The organism is Streptomyces sp. NBC_01304 (genome assembly GCF_035975855.1).
Lineage (GTDB): Bacteria > Actinomycetota > Actinomycetes > Streptomycetales > Streptomycetaceae > Streptomyces.
The window spans coordinates 1,349,885-1,365,166 of sequence record NZ_CP109055.1; the positions used below are offsets into that span (position 1 = coordinate 1,349,885).

General features: G+C 70.2%; 10 protein-coding genes. 3 read left to right on the forward strand and 7 right to left on the reverse strand.

Going from position 1 to position 15,282, the window contains the following annotated elements:
* Positions 1-68: 68 nt before the first annotated feature.
* The 7 genes from OG430_RS05880 to OG430_RS05910 all read right to left on the reverse strand — a co-directional run bounded on the left by OG430_RS05880 (position 69) and on the right by OG430_RS05910 (position 11,315).
* Positions 69-1,748 (reverse strand): rhamnogalacturonan lyase B N-terminal domain-containing protein, encoded by a 1,680-nt coding sequence (locus OG430_RS05880; protein ID WP_327351345.1) that lies wholly within the window; start codon positions 1,746-1,748, stop codon positions 69-71.
* A 134-nt stretch (positions 1,749-1,882) separates the two neighbouring features.
* Positions 1,883-2,713 carry a pectate lyase gene (locus tag OG430_RS05885; RefSeq protein ID WP_327351346.1) on the reverse strand — a complete coding sequence of 277 codons (831 nt, stop codon included), beginning with the start codon at positions 2,711-2,713 and terminating at the stop codon, positions 1,883-1,885.
* 118 nt (positions 2,714-2,831) lie between these two features.
* Complete coding sequence (locus tag OG430_RS05890) at positions 2,832-3,659, reverse strand: hypothetical protein (protein WP_327351347.1); 828 nt, start codon at positions 3,657-3,659, stop codon at positions 2,832-2,834.
* Positions 3,659-4,228, reverse strand: coding sequence for a SigE family RNA polymerase sigma factor (locus OG430_RS05895; protein ID WP_327351348.1), 570 nt, complete (start codon positions 4,226-4,228; stop codon positions 3,659-3,661). Before OG430_RS05895 ends, OG430_RS05890 begins: the two co-directional genes overlap by 1 nt.
* Positions 4,229-4,242: 14 nt before the next feature.
* The gene (locus OG430_RS05900) at positions 4,243-5,943 is read right to left on the reverse strand and encodes a sigma-70 family RNA polymerase sigma factor (protein WP_327358967.1); all 1,701 of its coding nucleotides are present in this window, start codon (positions 5,941-5,943) and stop codon (positions 4,243-4,245) included.
* 180 nt (positions 5,944-6,123) lie between these two features.
* The gene (yicI, locus tag OG430_RS05905; RefSeq protein WP_327351349.1) at positions 6,124-8,367 is read right to left on the reverse strand and encodes an alpha-xylosidase; all 2,244 of its coding nucleotides are present in this window, start codon (positions 8,365-8,367) and stop codon (positions 6,124-6,126) included.
* Positions 8,364-11,315 (reverse strand): glycoside hydrolase family 3 C-terminal domain-containing protein, encoded by a 2,952-nt coding sequence (locus OG430_RS05910; RefSeq protein WP_327351350.1) that lies wholly within the window; start codon positions 11,313-11,315, stop codon positions 8,364-8,366. The genes yicI and OG430_RS05910 overlap by 4 nt, the downstream gene beginning before the upstream one ends.
* Before the next feature lie 273 nt (positions 11,316-11,588).
* Between OG430_RS05910 and OG430_RS05915 the strand changes: the two genes are divergently transcribed.
* From OG430_RS05915 to OG430_RS05925, 3 genes are read left to right on the forward strand one after another with little or no spacing between them, the layout of a single operon-like run.
* A complete protein-coding gene (locus OG430_RS05915) occupies positions 11,589-13,259 on the forward strand; it encodes an extracellular solute-binding protein (RefSeq protein ID WP_327351351.1) in 1,671 nt (556 codons plus the stop codon).
* A gap of 1 nt (position 13,260) precedes the next feature.
* Positions 13,261-14,310 (forward strand): ABC transporter permease, encoded by a 1,050-nt coding sequence (locus OG430_RS05920; RefSeq protein WP_327351352.1) that lies wholly within the window; start codon positions 13,261-13,263, stop codon positions 14,308-14,310.
* Entirely contained in the window at positions 14,307-15,233 is a 927-nt protein-coding gene (locus tag OG430_RS05925; RefSeq protein ID WP_327351353.1) for a carbohydrate ABC transporter permease, read from the forward strand. The genes OG430_RS05920 and OG430_RS05925 overlap by 4 nt, the downstream gene beginning before the upstream one ends.
* Positions 15,234-15,282 lie beyond the last annotated feature (49 nt).

A 15,282-nucleotide genomic window follows, 5' to 3' on the forward strand; every position in this document is an offset into this window, starting at 1 on the left:
GTCCCACCGGCAGGGGCGCTGGTCTGTGGGTTCCCGGCCGGTGGGGTCTGCCCACGGGCCGGGATGGTTCAGGCCAGGAGATCGATCGCGTCGACGGCGATCCCCGGGCTCAGGTACCCGGTTCCGGAGGAACCACTCACCACGTTGAGCTTCAGCACGTTGTACTGGCCGGTGTCCTTCTGCCACGCGGTCGCCGGCACGTTGTAGACGAAGGTGTGGTTGTCGCCGCGGTACGAGCCCGTGGTCAGGGACCGCGTGGACGGCTGGGTGGGCGGCGAGGGGATCGCCGACACCCAGTCATTGACGGTGACTTGGGGACGGCCGTTGATGTACGCGGTCGTCACGCCGATCCTCAGAGTGTGCGCGGCGGCGACCTGGGCCGCGGTCAGCTTGAAGTAGACCAGGATGCCGTCGTTCACGTCCTTCCACAGATAGCAGGGGAAGGACGTGGTCGCGTCGGAGCCGATGACGACGTTGCCCTTCCAGCTGCTCGCGCGGGTGTCGGAGGGATGGGCGTACGTCATGAGCTTGGCGTTCTTGAACTCCCCCGGTGTGCCGTCCCAGTTGCCGAGCCGCCAGAGGGCGTTCGCGCTGCTCGGGTCGCCGGTGACGGTGAGGGTGTTCAGCGCGGTCGTGCCGCCCGCGGTCACCTCGACTTGCCTTGTGTGGACGGCGAGTTCGCCCTTGTAGATGGTCAGCGTGTACGTCCCCGGGAGCATCCCGGCGCAGGAGAAGCCGCCCGTCGAGGCGTTGGCGGTGGCCCAGTACTGGGCGGCCGCGTTGGCGAATCCCACCGTGTAGGGGTGGTCGGTGTCCCGGCCTGAGATGCCGACGCCTGCGACCTTGCCGCGGCCGCTCTTGCCCACCCAGCCGGCGAGGCCCAGGCCGTCGACCCATGAGGTGTCCAGGTTCTTGGCGAACAGCGCGCTGGAGGGCGCGGCGCCGTCGGTGAAGCCGAGGACGTAGGGGCCCTGCAGGCCGAAGCGCATGGCCTCGGTCTGGCTCTGGTTGTAGTGCAGGATCTCGTACAGCCCGACGCCCCCGTCGTTCGAGTGGCGAAGGAGCGAGCGGTAGAAGGGGCCGCCGGAGGCCTTCTCGTGGTTGGAGCGGATCATCCACAGGCCGACCGATCCGGTGGTGTACCCGACGTAGTCGTAGTCCATGACGCGGACACCCGAGTAGTGCTTGGAGCGGGTCTGGCCGCTCGACTGCTTCCACACGTCGCCCGCCTCGATGACGGTGTCCGAGGCCTCGACCCACGCGTCCGGGCCCGAGTTGGGGAAGATGCCGGCCTTGATGCGGGCGATGTAGCGGGTGGCGGTGAAAGACGTGTCGGCCTTGTTCGTCCACAGGTAGACGTTGTTCTGGCCGCTGCGCGCCGCGTAGTAGTGGCGCAGTGTGCCGTGGGTGACGGACACCAGGATGGTGGCGCCGGACTGCTTGACGGAGACGGTGGAGGCCCCGAGCCCGGACTCGACGTGGCTGTGCTTGCCGCCGTAGCCCTCGTACTCCTTGCCACGGAAGGCGAGCGAGGTCAGATCGCCGGTGGACTTGCTTACCTTGAAGACGAGTTGGGCTCCGGTGTCGACGACGTAGTTCGTGCCGTCGTCGCTGTAGCCGAAAGCGGCGGCCGAGGCGGTGGCCAGCAGGCCCGAGTTGGTGACGGCCGCGGCCGCGGTGGCGGTGGCCGCGACGGCGGTGGCGCCCAGGACGCGGCGGCGGGTCAGGGATCTCTTGTGGCTGCTCATGGGGGGACGCTCCAGCACGAAGAGGGGGAGGAGAGGGAAGCGCAGGGCAGGGCGAGGGGGCGGTGCGGTACGGCCGGGGGGTCTGGCCGTACCGCACCGGGGGGAGGCGTCGCAGCTGCTGGTATCTGTCGCAGCTACTGGTAACTGATGTCCGAGGACGTGAAGTTGCAGTACGTGCCGTCCGGGCCCGTGCCCGTCTTGACCGGCTCGGCACCCGTGTTGTTGCCGGTGAACCGGTCGCAGGTGGCGATCTTCTTGCCGCTGTCGCCGTGGATGCGGATGTTGCGCAGCGCGGCCGTGTCGCCGTAGTTGGTGTTGATGCCGACGATCCCGGTGCCGGGCGCGGTGATGTCGACGTCGTTGATGATGATCGTCCGCTTGTACTGCGTCGAGCAGTTGCCGCAGGAGCGCACCAGCTTGCCGAAGTCGGACACCTGGAACTTGCTGACGACCAGCTTGCCCGCGCCGTTGAACTGGAGGACCTTGTCCGAGGCCTTCCGTGCGCCGCCGCCGTACACCTTGTACACGGCGGACGCCGACTTGCCCTTGAAGGTCGCGGCGTCCTCGCCGACGTCCTCCCACCACACGTTCTGGATCGTGCAGCTGCCGGAGCAGTGGACGCCGTCCGCGGCCGGGGAGCCGAGGACGACGTTCTTGAGGACGGCCCCTTCCGCGAGCTTGAAGATCGGGTCCTGGCCCTCGTCCTGGCCGTCGCCGCCCAGGTCGCCGCTGCCGTAGAAGCGCTTGAGGCCGCCGTCGTAGGTGCCGGAGACCTCGATGGTCTTGGTCACCGCCTGCTGCCCGCTGGGGGTCGGCCAGGCGGCCGCCGCGCCCGCGGGTGACGTCAGCACGTTCGTGACGATCGCGGCGCCGGTCAGCCCGACCGCGGCGGTGGCCGCGCCGAGGGCACGACGCCGCGTCAGGCGCCGCTTGCGGCCCTTGCGCAGTTCGGCTCGTTGAGTCATGTGTCCCATTCCTTCGGGGTGGGGGGATGATCTTTACGATCTGTGGTCGCCACCGTCGGGGAAGGGGTTGCCGCGGACCCGGAAATTTCCTGGACCGGTCGCGGTCGCCGTCCGTGGGCTACTCGAAGTCGCCCTTCCAGTCGGCCTGTTCGGCCGCCGTCGCCGCATGGACCTTGTACGCGTCGTCGTCCGCGTTCCGCTCCCCCTCGGCGTGGTCGTACTGCCCGGCGAACACGAACTCGCCGACCGGGACGGTCCGGCCTGCCTTCAGCGTCCAGCGGTAGACGAGCACGCCGTCCGACTCGCGTACGGAGACGTCGAAGTCTTCGGCGGGCAGCGAGCGCCAGTTGCCGGTGTCGGCGACGTTGCCGGTCTGCTTGACGCGCAGCTCGACGGTGAGGGCGGTGAGCGGCTTATCCGTCTTCACGGTGATGTTGCTCTGCGCCCAGAAGGCGGAGCTGCCGGGGTCGATGGAGCCGTCCGCCCACACCAGGTCCGCGGCGGGCACGGTGCGCGGCGGCCGGTCCGTGCCGGAGGTCGTGGGCGGCGACTTGACCGGGCGGGAGGTCGGCGGGCGCGTGCTGCCGGTCGGCTTCGACGTCGGCGGCGTCGAGGGCCGGGCGGTGGTGGCGTCGGGCGTCGGGCTCGTCGCCACGGTCTGCCGGCCGGGGTCCGGGTCCGCGCCGCGCACCGCGGAGGCGACGCCGTAGCCGCCGACGGCGAAGACTCCGGCAACGGCCGCTGTCGCTCCCACGACGCGCAGCCAGGGGGCGCGGGGCGCACGCGGGGCATGCGTACGAGGGGTGCGGTCCTCGGCCATCCCCCGCTCGATCCGCGCGAGCATCCGCTCCCGGTCGGGCCGGTGTGCGTGGGCCGCGTGCCGCAGCCGCCTGCGCAGCTCCTGGTCCCGGGCCGCTTCCTGCCGCTCCTCTTCGTGCGAGGTCATCATTTCCCCCCTCCCGCGTCCGCGACGGTCAGTCTCATCCGTTCCAGCGGCTGCTGCGATCCGAGCAGTCGCTGCAGCTCGGCCATGCCCTTCGACGTCTGGCTCTTCACCGTACCCACCGAGATTCCCAGGGTGTGCGCGGTGTCCTTCTCGGAGAGATCGAAGGCGTGCCGCAGCACCACACAGGCCCGCTTGCGGAACGGCAGCCGGCGCAGGGCCTCCTGTACGTCGACCACGGCCGGCACGTCGGGGTCGTCCGCCTGCTCGCTGCGGCCGGCCCAGAACAGGGTGACCCTGCGGCGTTCGCGGACCGCGCTGCGGATCCGGCTGCGCGCCATGTTGGCCACCACGCCACGGGCGTACGCCGCCGGATGATCGGCGGCGCGCACCCGGTCCCAGCGGTGCCAGAGCGCGAGCAGCGCGTCCGCCGCCAGGTCGTCCGCGCCGTCGGCGTCGCCGGTCAGCAGGTGGGCGAGGCGGGCGAGGGAGGAGTAGTGCTGCTCGAAGAAGGCGTGGAACTCGACGGTCGCGTCGTCCTCGGTGCGGGTGTGCCGCTCGGGCTCGCTCATCTGCAGGGGCTCCCTCATCGGCCGACCCGGGAACGCTGCTCGACCCCGGCCGGGTCGGGCGGGTTCGAGCGGGTGAGGTACTGCGGGACGGGCGAGCGGTCGCTGCCCCGGTCGCGGACGAGTCCGTGGCGCACGATGCCCTGCGCGGGGTCGGGCGGCAGGCGCACCTCGCCGTCGATCTCGGCCCAACTGGCGGGCATGACGGCGAGGTTGTAGTCGGCGCCGCGTTCGTTCTGGTGGAGGGTGACCTTGCCGTCGACGTAGAAGTACTCGTTCTGCCACATCTGCTGGGCCCCGGCGGGCAGCACCGTGAAGCCGGTGTCCTTCGCGCCCATCCAGGTGTGCGGGCGGTCGGTCTCGCCCGGTATCTGGTCGTCCATCCGGCGTCCGCCGCCGGAGGCCACGTGGAACAGCTTGCCGTCGAGTCCGGTCCAGGTCGGCATGGCGAGGGACCCCGGGCGCTCGGCGGGCACGAGCTGCCAGCGCACCGTGAAGTAGCCCTGCCCGCTGAGGGTCACGGTGTCACCGCGGTGCTCCATCACGGCCTTGGGCCCGGCCGAACTGGTCAGCCCCGATTCGGGGCGGTGCGGCAGTGCGGCGGGCGATGCCTGTGGGTCGGGGGCCCGGTCGGCTGCGTCCACGACGGAGCCGTAGCGGGCGGGCGCGGGGCGGGCGGGCGTGGGGCGGGCGGTGGCGGACACCCGGGACGGGGCGCGGGTCGGCTTCGGCGACGAAGACGGTGCGGGGGTTCCCGTCGGCGCGCGGTACGCGGTCGGCACCTGCGACGGCGCGGCCCGCGGCGGCGACGGCCGGGGGGCGTCATGGTCGTACGCGACATACGTGCCGCCCACCGCGAGCGTGACCCCCGCCGTCGCAAGCACGGCAGGCTTGGCGAGCACCTGCATCAACTGCCCCGACCAGCCCACAGGATCGGCGGCAAGGGCCGCCCCCTGCACGGCCGCTCCCCCGCCCGAAGCCCCCGGCAGCAGCGAGCCCAGCGCCTGTACGGCAAGCCCGGCGGGCAGCGGCACCAGCGCGAGCCCGGCGAGGAGCCGCTGCGCCGGAATGACGTCCGCCGCGGGTTCCCCGCACTCCGGGCAGTGCCTCAGATGCCGGGCGATGCGCTTGCGCCACACCGAGTCGGGTCGGCCGTCCCAGCCCGAGGTGAGGTCGACGAGGCCGACGCACGCATCGGCGGCCAGCGCCCGGACCAGGCAACGGGCGCTCTCCAGGCGCTCCTTGAGCCGCTGGACACGTACGGCGGTGTGCTGCCTGGACTGCCCCAGGGCGTCCGCCAGCTCCTGCCGGGTCAGCTCGCCCGCGACCTCCAGCCACCACAGCGCGAGCAGCTGCCGGTCGTCCGCGTCGAGCCAGCGCGTGGCCTCGGCGACCTCCTGACGCTGGCCTTGCAGGCCGAGCCGCAGGATGGTGAGGTCCGCGAAGTCGCCGCCGGGGTCGGCCGTTTCGAGCTCGCCGAGGGGGACGGGTGCGGTCTCGTGAGCCCGCGCCCGCTCACGTATCCGGTCCCGTATCCGGTGCATGGCGATGGCCACGAGCCAGGAGCGGAACCGGCCGGGGTCGCGGAGCTCGCCGAGGGAGCGCACCACGCGCAGCATGGTGTCCTGGACGACGTCGTCGACGTCGGGGTGTCCGTTCAGGGCACGCCCGACGACGTTGTAGACGAACGGCAGCTCGGCGGCGAGGAGTTGCTCCATCGCCTGCCGGTCACCGGCTTGGGCCGCCGCGACTCTGCGGCGCCGCACGTCCTCGTCGTCCACGCCTTCTCCGCACGCCTCACACTGGACTGTTCGGGGTTTCGTACGCCGTATGTGATTCCGAACGCGAAACGGTAAGGGGCCTTCCGGCGCGGGTCAACTGACCGGAAGTAACAGATCTCAACGGGCATTCCGGCGGGTGCCGGTCATCTCCCTCACCTCGAAGGGCTGTTGCGTTCCCTCGGCCTGGACCCGGATCTCGTCGCCCACGCGCTCCACGCGGAAGACGGCCGCAGGACTGCCGTCGAGGCCGGGCACGGCCACCTCGGCCCGGTCCACGCCCGGCGCCACGAGCAGCGTGAGCCCGTCCAGCCAGGCCCCGTCCGGCCGCTGCTCGTCGGCCCCCCACGGCAGCACCGCGCCGGGTCTGACGTACAGCGGCAGGCTGTCGAAGCCGTGCACCTCGCGCCGCCAGCCGGGGCCCTGGACCGTCTCGCCGGTCAGCAGGTGGGTCCAGGTTCCTTCGGGAACGTAGAACTCGACCTCCCCGTCGGCGGTGAAGACCGGTGCGACCAGGAGGTCCGGGCCGAGCATGTACTGCCGGTCGAGGGTGCGGCAGGCCGGGTCGTCGGGGAACTCGAGGAGCATCGGGCGCATCACCGGCACCCCGCTGCGGTGGGCCTCGACCGCGACTCCGTACAGGTAAGGCATCAGGCGGTGCTTGAGCCGGGTGAACTTGCCCGCCACGGCGACCGCTTCCTCGCCGAACGCCCACGGCACCCGGTAGGAGACGTTGCCGTGCAGCCGGCTGTGTGAGGAGAGCAGGCCGAAGGCGAGCCAGCGCTTGAAGACCGCCGGGTCGGGCGTGCCCTCGAAGCCGCCGATGTCGTGGCTCCAGAAGCCGAACCCGCTCAGCGACAGGGACAGGCCGCCGCGCAGCGACTCGGCCATGGCTTCCAGCGACGCGAAGCAGTCGCCGCCCCAGTGCACCGGGAACTGCTGGCCTCCTGCCGTGGCGCTGCGTGCGAAGAGGACGGCCTCGCCCCGGCCGCGTACCTCCTGAAGGAGGTCGAAGACGGCCTCGTTGTAGAGGTGCGTGTAGTAGTTGTGCATGCGCTCGGGGTCCGAGCCGTCGTACCAGACCACATCGACCGGCACCCGCTCGCCGAAGTCCGTCTTGAAGCAGTCGACGCCCATGGCGAGCAGCGTGCGCAGGCGGTCGGTGTACCAGGCGCGGGCGGCCGGGTTGGTGAAGTCGACCAGGGCCATGCCGGGCTGCCACAGGTCCCACTGCCAGATGTCGCCGTTCGCCCGCCGCACCAGGAATCCGGCGGCCGCGGCCTCCGCGAACAGCGCGGATTTCTGGGCGATGTAGGGATTGATCCACATGCTGACTTTCAGCCCGCGCTCCTTGAGGCGGGCCAGCATGCCCTCCGGGTCGGGGAAGACGTCGGGGTCCCACTCGAAGTCCGACCACTGGTATTCGCGCATCCAGAAGCAGTCGAAGTGGAAGACGCTCAAAGGGAGTTCACGCTCGGCCATGCCGTCGACGAACGAGGCGACGGTCTCCTCGTCGTACGGCGTGCAGAAGGACGTCGTCAGCCACAGCCCGAACGACCAGGCCGGCGGCAGCGCGGGCCGCCCGGTCAGGGCGGTGTAGCGGATGAGGACGTCCTTCGGGGTCGGCCCGGCGACGACGTAGAACTCCAGGGACTGGTCCTCGACGCTGAACTGCACCTGCCCGACCGACTCCGAGCCGATCTCGTACGACACCTTCCCGGGATGGTTGACGAAGACGCCGTAGCCGCGCGAGGAGAGGTGGAAGGGGATGTTCTTGTACGCCTGCTCGCTGCTGGTGCCGCCGTCGGCCTGCCAGATGTCGACGCTCTGCCCGTTCTTGACGTACGGGGTGAAGCGCTCGCCGAGCCCGAAGATGGACTCCCCTACACCTAGGGCGAGTTGCGTGATCATGTGGTGGGCGCCGTCGAGGGTGGTGGCGAAGGCGGTGCCCTTGCGTTCGACGGCGGTCAGGCGGCGGCCCTCGGCGTCCAGGAACTCCAGGCCCCAGGGGGCGGAGCTGTCCAGGCGCAGGGTGAGCGGGCCGCTGGTCAGCTCGGTGACGGTGCCGTCGCGGCGGACCTTCGCGGAGCCGGGTGCCTCGCTCGCGCCGGGCAGGTCGAAGTCGGGTCCGTGGTGGGCCTTGCCCGCGTGGTGGGTGGTGCGCACGCCGATGACGCCTTCGGCCGGGGAGAAGCATTCGACCGTGATCAGCGGGGTGTTGAGGGTGTCGCCGCGGTCGCGTACGCGGTGGACAGCGGCGTACGCCGTGAAGTGGTCGTCGTCCGCGCGCAGATCGCGGACTTCGGTGGCGTAGGAGGCCTGGACGCCGTCGCGCATGAGCCAGAAGCCGTCGGTGAACTTCATCGCGTGGACTTCCTCGGGTTCGGTGCGGGCGCCGGGCTCTCGGGGGTGGCACGGAAGGTGAGCCGGGCCAGGCGGACGGGGCCGGTCAGCCGGACCCGCAGATCGCGTACGCCCGTGACGGTGAAGTCGGCGGTGCGGGTGGTGTAGTCGTACGGGCCCTTCGTCGGTGGGATGTCGACGGTGACGGCCGCAGTGCCCTCGATGAGCTCGACCGTCCCTTCGCCCGCTGCCTCGACCGTGACGGCCGACACTCCGTGCACGCCGAAGTCGCAGGCACGGAAGACCAGTTCGCCCTCCGCTCCCCCGAGTTCGCCGAGTCCTTTGAGGCCGCCGAGCCCGCCGAGGGCCGTCACCGCGTCGCCCGATGTCCTGGTGCGGTCGACGATCTCCGTGCCGAGTTGTTCGTCGTACGCCGCCGCGGCCAGGCCGGCCTCCCGCACCGGCCTGGCCGCGATCGGTTCTCCGTCGATTCGGAGCGAGGTGCTGAGGCGGATGTCGGCGCTGGAGGCTCCGGCCATGAACTCGTACGTTCCCGGGGAGACGGTCCAGCTGTCGTGGGCGACGTCCCAGAACCCGAGGTCGGAGAGCGGGAGCCGGAAGGTGAGGTGCTCTGTCGCGCCGGGCGCCAGGTGGATGCGGCGGTGCGCGGCGAGTTGCCGGTGCGGGCGGAGCACGGGTGGGTCGAGGGCCCGGGTGTAGAGCTGCGCCACCTCGTCGGCGGCGACCGGGCCGGTGTTGGTGACGGTGAAGGAGATCCACAGGGCATCGCCCGCGCGTTCGGCGGTCAGGGCCGCGTAGGCGAAGGAGGAGTAGCCGAGGCCGTGCCCGAAGGGGTGGAGCGGGGCGTCCTCCAGGTACTGGTAGGTCTGGCGGGAGCCGATGATGTCGTAGTCGAGGAGGTCCGGCAGGTCGGCATCGGCCGCGTACCAGGTCTGCGGGAGCCGACCGGCCGGGGAGACGTCACCGGCCAGGACCCGGGCGAGTGCGGTGCCCGCGGCCTGTCCGCCATGTGCGGTCCACAGCAGGGCGGGCAGAGCGGCGTGCGCGTCGCCGACCGCGTAGGGGTAGGCGGAGACCAGGGCGAGCGCGGTGCGCGGGTTGGCGGTGCGGGCCGCGCGCCAGAGGCGTTCCTGGTGCGGGGGCAGGGCGAGGGTGGTGCGGTCCTCGGTCTCGCGGCCGTTCAGGTGCGGGTCGTTCCCGGCGACGACGATCACCGCGTCGGCGTCGAGGGCGGCGCGGATCACGGCGTCCTCGCCTCGCTCGATGACGTCGATCTCGAAAATCTCCGGAACTTCCTCCGCGGCGGCAACCTTCACGCCGTCGGCGGCAACGCAGACGTGACCACCCGTCCCTGTGTGCCTGAGGAGGAACCCGCTCTCATGCGGTTCGAGGGAGAACGTCTCCTGCACGACCCAGCCGCCCGGCTGGTCCGCGGAGGCGCGCACGAAGCCGTCCTCGGCGACCGAGAGGTAGCGGCCGTCCGCCGCGCGCAGGGTCAGCACGCCCTCGCCCCAGTCCATCAGGGCGAGTTCGGCGGGCTCGGCGCCGAGGGTCAGTGGCGGCAGATCGGTGCGGCCGGCGAGCAACGCCGGGTCGAGCGCGCCCTCGACTGCAGGGGGCGTGCCCTCCGTCGCGGCACCACGGACGGTGCCCTCCGTCTCGGCCATCGGAACCTGCAGCCAGCCCGCCGCGCATCTGAGCCTGACCCGGTCCGCGCCTTCGGCGAAGGTGACGTTCGCCGCGCCGAAGCGTTCGCGCAGGCCGTCCAGCGGGGTGCTGCGGCGGATCAGGGTGCCGCTGTACCAGTCGAGTTTGCACTCGTCGGCGAGCAGCCCGACCACGGCGATCCGCTGCCCGGCGGTCGGGTCGAGGGGCAGCAGCCCGTCGTTCTTGAGCAGCACGATCGCCTGCTCGGCGGCCTCCCGGGCGAGCGCCCGGTGCGCGGGGGTGTCGAAGTCGCGCAGCGAGAGCGCCGCGTAAGGGGCGTGCCCGGGGTCGAACTCGCCGAGCCGGAAGCGGACGGACAGGTGGCGGCGTACCGCCGTGTCGATGTCCGCCTCGCCGATCAGGCCCTGGTCCAGGGCGCGTCGGATGCGGCCGGTGATGAGCGTGGGGTCGGTGCCGTGGTCGGTGAAGCTGTCGACGCCCGCGATGAGAGCCGCGGCGGTGGCTTCCTCGTGGGTGTCGAAGTACCGCTCGGAGTCGACCAGGTTGGAGGGGGCGCCCGCGTCGGAGCAGACCAGGAGCTCCTCGTCGGTCCAGGTGCGCAGGTGCTCGCGCAGGTGCGGCGAGACGTGGTTGGGGCGGCCGTTGACCAGGTTGTACGCGGGCATCACCCCGGCGACCGCGCCCGCCTCGACGGCGGTGCGGAAGGCCCGCTGGTCGTACTCGTGCAGGACGCGCGGCCTGATCGACGAGGACGAGGTGTCCCGGTCCGTCTCGTTGTTGTGGGCGAGCCAGTGCTTGAGGACGGGGGCCGTACGCCAGTACACGGGGTGGTCGCCGCGCAGGCCGCGCGTGTAGGCGACGGCGATCGCGGAGGTCAGGTGGGGGTCCTCCGAGTAGCCCTCCTCGTTCCTGCCCCACAGCGGGTGGCGCAGCAGATTCACGGTCGGGGCCCAGACGTTGAGGCCGACGCGGTCGTCGCGGGAGCGCATGGCGCGGGCCTCGGTGGAGACGGCCTCGCCGACACGGCGTACGAGATCGTCGTTCCAGGTCGCGCCGAGCCCGACGGCCTGCGGGAAGACGGTGGCGGGGCCCATCCAGGCCACTCCGTGCAGGGCCTCCTGTCCGGTACGGAAGGCGTCGATGCCGAGCCGCTCGATCGCCGGCGCGAACTGGTGCAGCAGCGCGATGCGTTCGTCGAGGGTCAGGCGGGCCAGGAGGTCCTCGACGCGCCGGTCATGGGGCAGCTCGGGGTCGCGGAACAGTGGTGGGCTGGTCGTCACGTACAGGTCCCCTTGGCGCGGTGGCTGGATGAATCCCTACGAAGTGAATCGCGATGCACCTTCATGAGTCTCTACGCATCTTCGAAGCGCTTCGATGCTCGATCGAGGAGACCGCGGCTGTCAAGAGCGCCCACACAAGTAGCAACAGCTCCGCTTTGGTTACGCCAACTCAACTCTGCGCAGAGTCTTGCCGCCAGGAACCCGTTCACTTAACCTCGCCGCAACATCGAAGCGCTTCGACAGTGTCGACAGTGGCGATAGTGAGGTCACCGCATGACGCCGAACCAGCCCTCCTCCCCCAGCCGGAGAACCTTCCTGGCCTCATCAGCCGTAGTGGCGGCGGCTGTTGCCGGAGGCGTACCGCTGCTCAGTGCGTGCAGCGGCTCCGAGGGGACGGACAACGAGGGCACGACCACGGGCAAGAAGCTCAAGGACCTGCTTCCGGCCCATGTCGCCACGAAGGGCATCACGCCCGACATCCCGAGCAAGAACGGGTCGGCGGCCGGCTTCACCAAGGCGCTGCCCGCGGACCAGTTGGTCACCTCGGTGCCGAAGAAGCTGGGCAAGGGCGGCGAACTCAGCGTCATGGCCCCGCTGTGGGGCACCTCACCCAAGCAGGGCAATGCGTACTGGAAGGCGATGGACGACGCCATCGGCGTCCGCGTCAAGTGGCAGAACCAGGACGGCGTCACGTACGGGCAGAAGCTGGGCGCGGTGCTCGCCTCCAGCGACGTCCCGGACATCGTGGTCGTCCCGGGCTGGGAACTCCAGGGCAAGATACCGAGCGCCATCTCCAACAAGTTCGCCGACCTCGGCCCTCATCTGAGCGGCGACAAGGTCAAGAAGTACGCGAACCTCGCCGCGGTCCCGACCGCCGCCTGGCAGCGCTCGGTCTTCGGCGGCAAGCTGCGCGGCATCCCGATGCCCTTGGAGGCCTCTCCCGGCATCGCACCCTTCTACGCCGCCGACCGCTTCAAGGAGAAGGGCTACGAAGTCCCGCGCACCACCCAGGAGTTCTACGACCTCTGCAAGGAGATCAACGCCCCCAAGAGCAAGGTCTGGGCCTGTGGCGACATGACCTGGGCCGCCTGGGGCTTCTTCGGCGTACTGCCCGAGAAGCCGCTCTACTGGAAGCTGGAGGGCGACAAGCTCGTCAACCGCTACGAGACCGACGAGTACCTGGAAGCCCTGGCGTGGTCCCGCTCGCTGTACTCGGCGGGATTCGTCCACCCGGACATCAAGGCCGAGCGCGAGGACGCGGGCAATCTCCTGGCCTCCCGCAAGCTGTGGATGTACAACGCCAACATCCAGGACTGGTACGGCAAAACGGTGGTCCAGCGCGTCGACAACCCGGATTTCCAGATGGCCGCGATGGACTACTTCGCGCACGACGGCGGCGACCCCACGCTGTACATGGCCCAGCCCTCCGACTTCTGGTGCTTCGTCAACGAGAAGGCGGACAAGAAGACGGTCCAGGACGCGCTGGCCCTCGCCAACTTCTGTGCCGCGCCCTGGGGATCGAAGGAGCAGCGGCTCAAGGCGTACGGCGTCGAGGGCGTCCACCACACACTGACGGACGACGTGCTCGTCAAGAACGGCCAGGGCAACAACGAGGTGTTCGCCACGTACGAGTACGTGGGCTCGCCGCCGCCCTTCCGTGCCTGGCCGGACCACCCGGACGTGGTCAAGGGCGTGGTCGAGTGGCAGCAGCGCCAGGGCCCGTTCCTCAAGAAGCCGCTCTTCCACGGCATGCAGATCGCCGAACCCAACCGGTACGCCGAGCTGAACGCCCAGTTCGAGGACACCGAGAAGGACATCGTCCGCGGCCGCAAGAAGGTCAGCGACATGCAGCAGATGGTCTCGGACTGGCGGTCGGGCGGCGGCGACAAGCTGCGCGACTGGTACAAGAAGCTGCTCGACGAGACCGGCGACTCGGCCGCCTGAGATGTCACACAGCACCACGAAGACGCGCGGCGCCACGCCGGCCACTGAGGAGGCGGGCGCCGAGCCCACCGCCAGGCGTACGCGCCTCGGGACCCGGCGCCGCAGGACCGGAGCGAAGACCGGCGGGGCAACGCTGCGGCACCGGCTGCGCCGCGACCGGACGCTCATCCTGATGACCGTCCCGGCGCTGCTGCTTCTGCTGGTCTTCAACTACGTACCGCTGATCGGCAATGTGGTCGCCTTCCAGGACTACGACCCCTATGTCGCGGACAACGCCTTCCAGGCCATCACCCAGAGCCCCTGGGTGGGCCTGGAGTGGTTCCAGCACATGGTGGACGACCGGCTGTTCTGGGAGGCGCTGCGCAACACCCTCGCGATCTTCGCGATCCAGCTCACCCTGTTCTTCCCGCTGCCGATCCTGCTCGCCCTGTTCATCAACAGCTTCGTCCGCCCCCGGGTGCGGGCCGTGGCCCAGGCGATCCTGTATCTGCCGCACTTCTTCTCCTGGGTCCTGGTCATCACCATCTTCCAGCAGATGTTCGGCGGCGCCGGCCTGGTCGCGCAGACCCTGCGCGACCACGGCCACGACGGCATCGACCTGATGACCGATCCGGGGCTGTTCAAGTTCCTGATCACCTTCGAGATGATCTGGAAGGACGCGGGCTGGGGCGTCATCGTCTTCCTGGCCGCGCTCGCCGCGGTCAACCGGGACCTCTACGAGGCCTCGGCCATGGACGGCGCAGGACGCTGGCGACGTATATGGCACATCGCGCTGCCCGCCCTGCGCCCGGTGGTGGCACTGCTGCTCGTCCTGCAGGTGGGCAACGCGCTGACGGTCGGCTTCGAGCAGATCCTGCTGCAACGCCAGGCGGTCGGGCCGGGCGCCTCCGAAGTCCTGGACACCTATGTCTGGAACGTCGGCATCAAGACCGGAAACTTCAGCTACGCGGCTGCCGTCGGCATCGTCAAGGGCACCTTCGGGCTCCTCCTCGTCCTCGGCGCGAACAAGGTCGCCCATCTCATGGGCGAGCAGGGGGTGTACAAGCGATGAGCGTGCTCTCCTTCGGCATCAAGCCGGGCAGCCGCAGCGGTCTCCGTCCCGCCTGGGAGGAGGAGCCGTCCAGAACGGGGCTCGCCTCCAAAGGCGTACTCCTCGTCCTGACCTGCCTGGCGATCCTCTTCCCCCTCTGGGTCGTGATCGTCACCAGCCTCTCCTCGGTGAAGACCATCACCGAGGCGGGCGGCCTCGTGGTGATCCCCAGGGGCGTCACCTTCGTCGCCTACCAGGAGCTGCTCGGCGGCGGCCAGGTCGCCCGGGCCACGCTGGTGAGCGTCGGGGTCACCGTCGTCGGCACGCTGTTCAGCATGACGGTGTCGGTCCTGTGCGCCTACGGCCTTTCGCGCCCCGGGTCCGTGCTGCACCGGCCGTTCCTCCTTCTCCTCCTCGCCACGATGTTCTTCGGCGCCGGGCTCATCCCCACCTATCTGGTGGTGCAGGGCCTCGGTCTCACCAACTCCTACCTGTCCTTGATCCTGCCGAGCGCCGTGAACGTGTTCAACATCCTTGTCCTGCGGGCGTTCTTCATGGGGACGGCACAGGAACTGGTCGAGAGTGCCCGCATCGACGGCGCGGGCGACATCCGGATCCTGTGGCAGATCGTCATGCCGTTGTCGAGGGCCGTGCTCGCGGTGATCACGCTGTTCTACGCGGTCGGCTACTGGAGCGCCTGGTTCAACGCCTCGATCTACCTCACCGACCCGGACAAGCTGCCGCTGCAGAACATCATGAACCAGCTCGTCATCCGGGGTGAACGTCCCGCGGGCCTGATGCAGGCCGTCAACACCGGTCACCTGTCCCCGCTCGCCCTCCAGATGGCGGTGATGGTCCTGGCGCTGATCCCGGTCTCGGTCCTCTCTCCCTTCGTCCAGAAGCACTTCAAGGAAGGCATGCTCACCGGCGCGGTCAAGGGCTGACCGCTGTTCAGCTGCCGCCCGATGCCCTGCAAGGCCCTGACCACCTCGC

Coding starts and splice junctions, on each gene's coding strand:
- OG430_RS05880 (WP_327351345.1), bottom strand. CDS start 1,748: ATGAGCAGCCACAAGAGATCCCTGACCCGCCGCCGCGTCCTGGGCGCC.
- OG430_RS05885 (WP_327351346.1), bottom strand. CDS start 2,713: ATGACTCAACGAGCCGAACTGCGCAAGGGCCGCAAGCGGCGCCTGACG.
- OG430_RS05890 (WP_327351347.1), bottom strand. CDS start 3,659: ATGACCTCGCACGAAGAGGAGCGGCAGGAAGCGGCCCGGGACCAGGAG.
- OG430_RS05895 (WP_327351348.1), bottom strand. CDS start 4,228: ATGAGCGAGCCCGAGCGGCACACCCGCACCGAGGACGACGCGACCGTC.
- OG430_RS05900 (WP_327358967.1), bottom strand. CDS start 5,943: ATGGAGCAACTCCTCGCCGCCGAGCTGCCGTTCGTCTACAACGTCGTC.
- yicI (WP_327351349.1), bottom strand. CDS start 8,367: ATGAAGTTCACCGACGGCTTCTGGCTCATGCGCGACGGCGTCCAGGCC.
- OG430_RS05915 (WP_327351351.1), top strand. CDS start 11,589: ATGACGCCGAACCAGCCCTCCTCCCCCAGCCGGAGAACCTTCCTGGCC.
- OG430_RS05920 (WP_327351352.1), top strand. CDS start 13,261: ATGTCACACAGCACCACGAAGACGCGCGGCGCCACGCCGGCCACTGAG.
- OG430_RS05925 (WP_327351353.1), top strand. CDS start 14,307: ATGAGCGTGCTCTCCTTCGGCATCAAGCCGGGCAGCCGCAGCGGTCTC.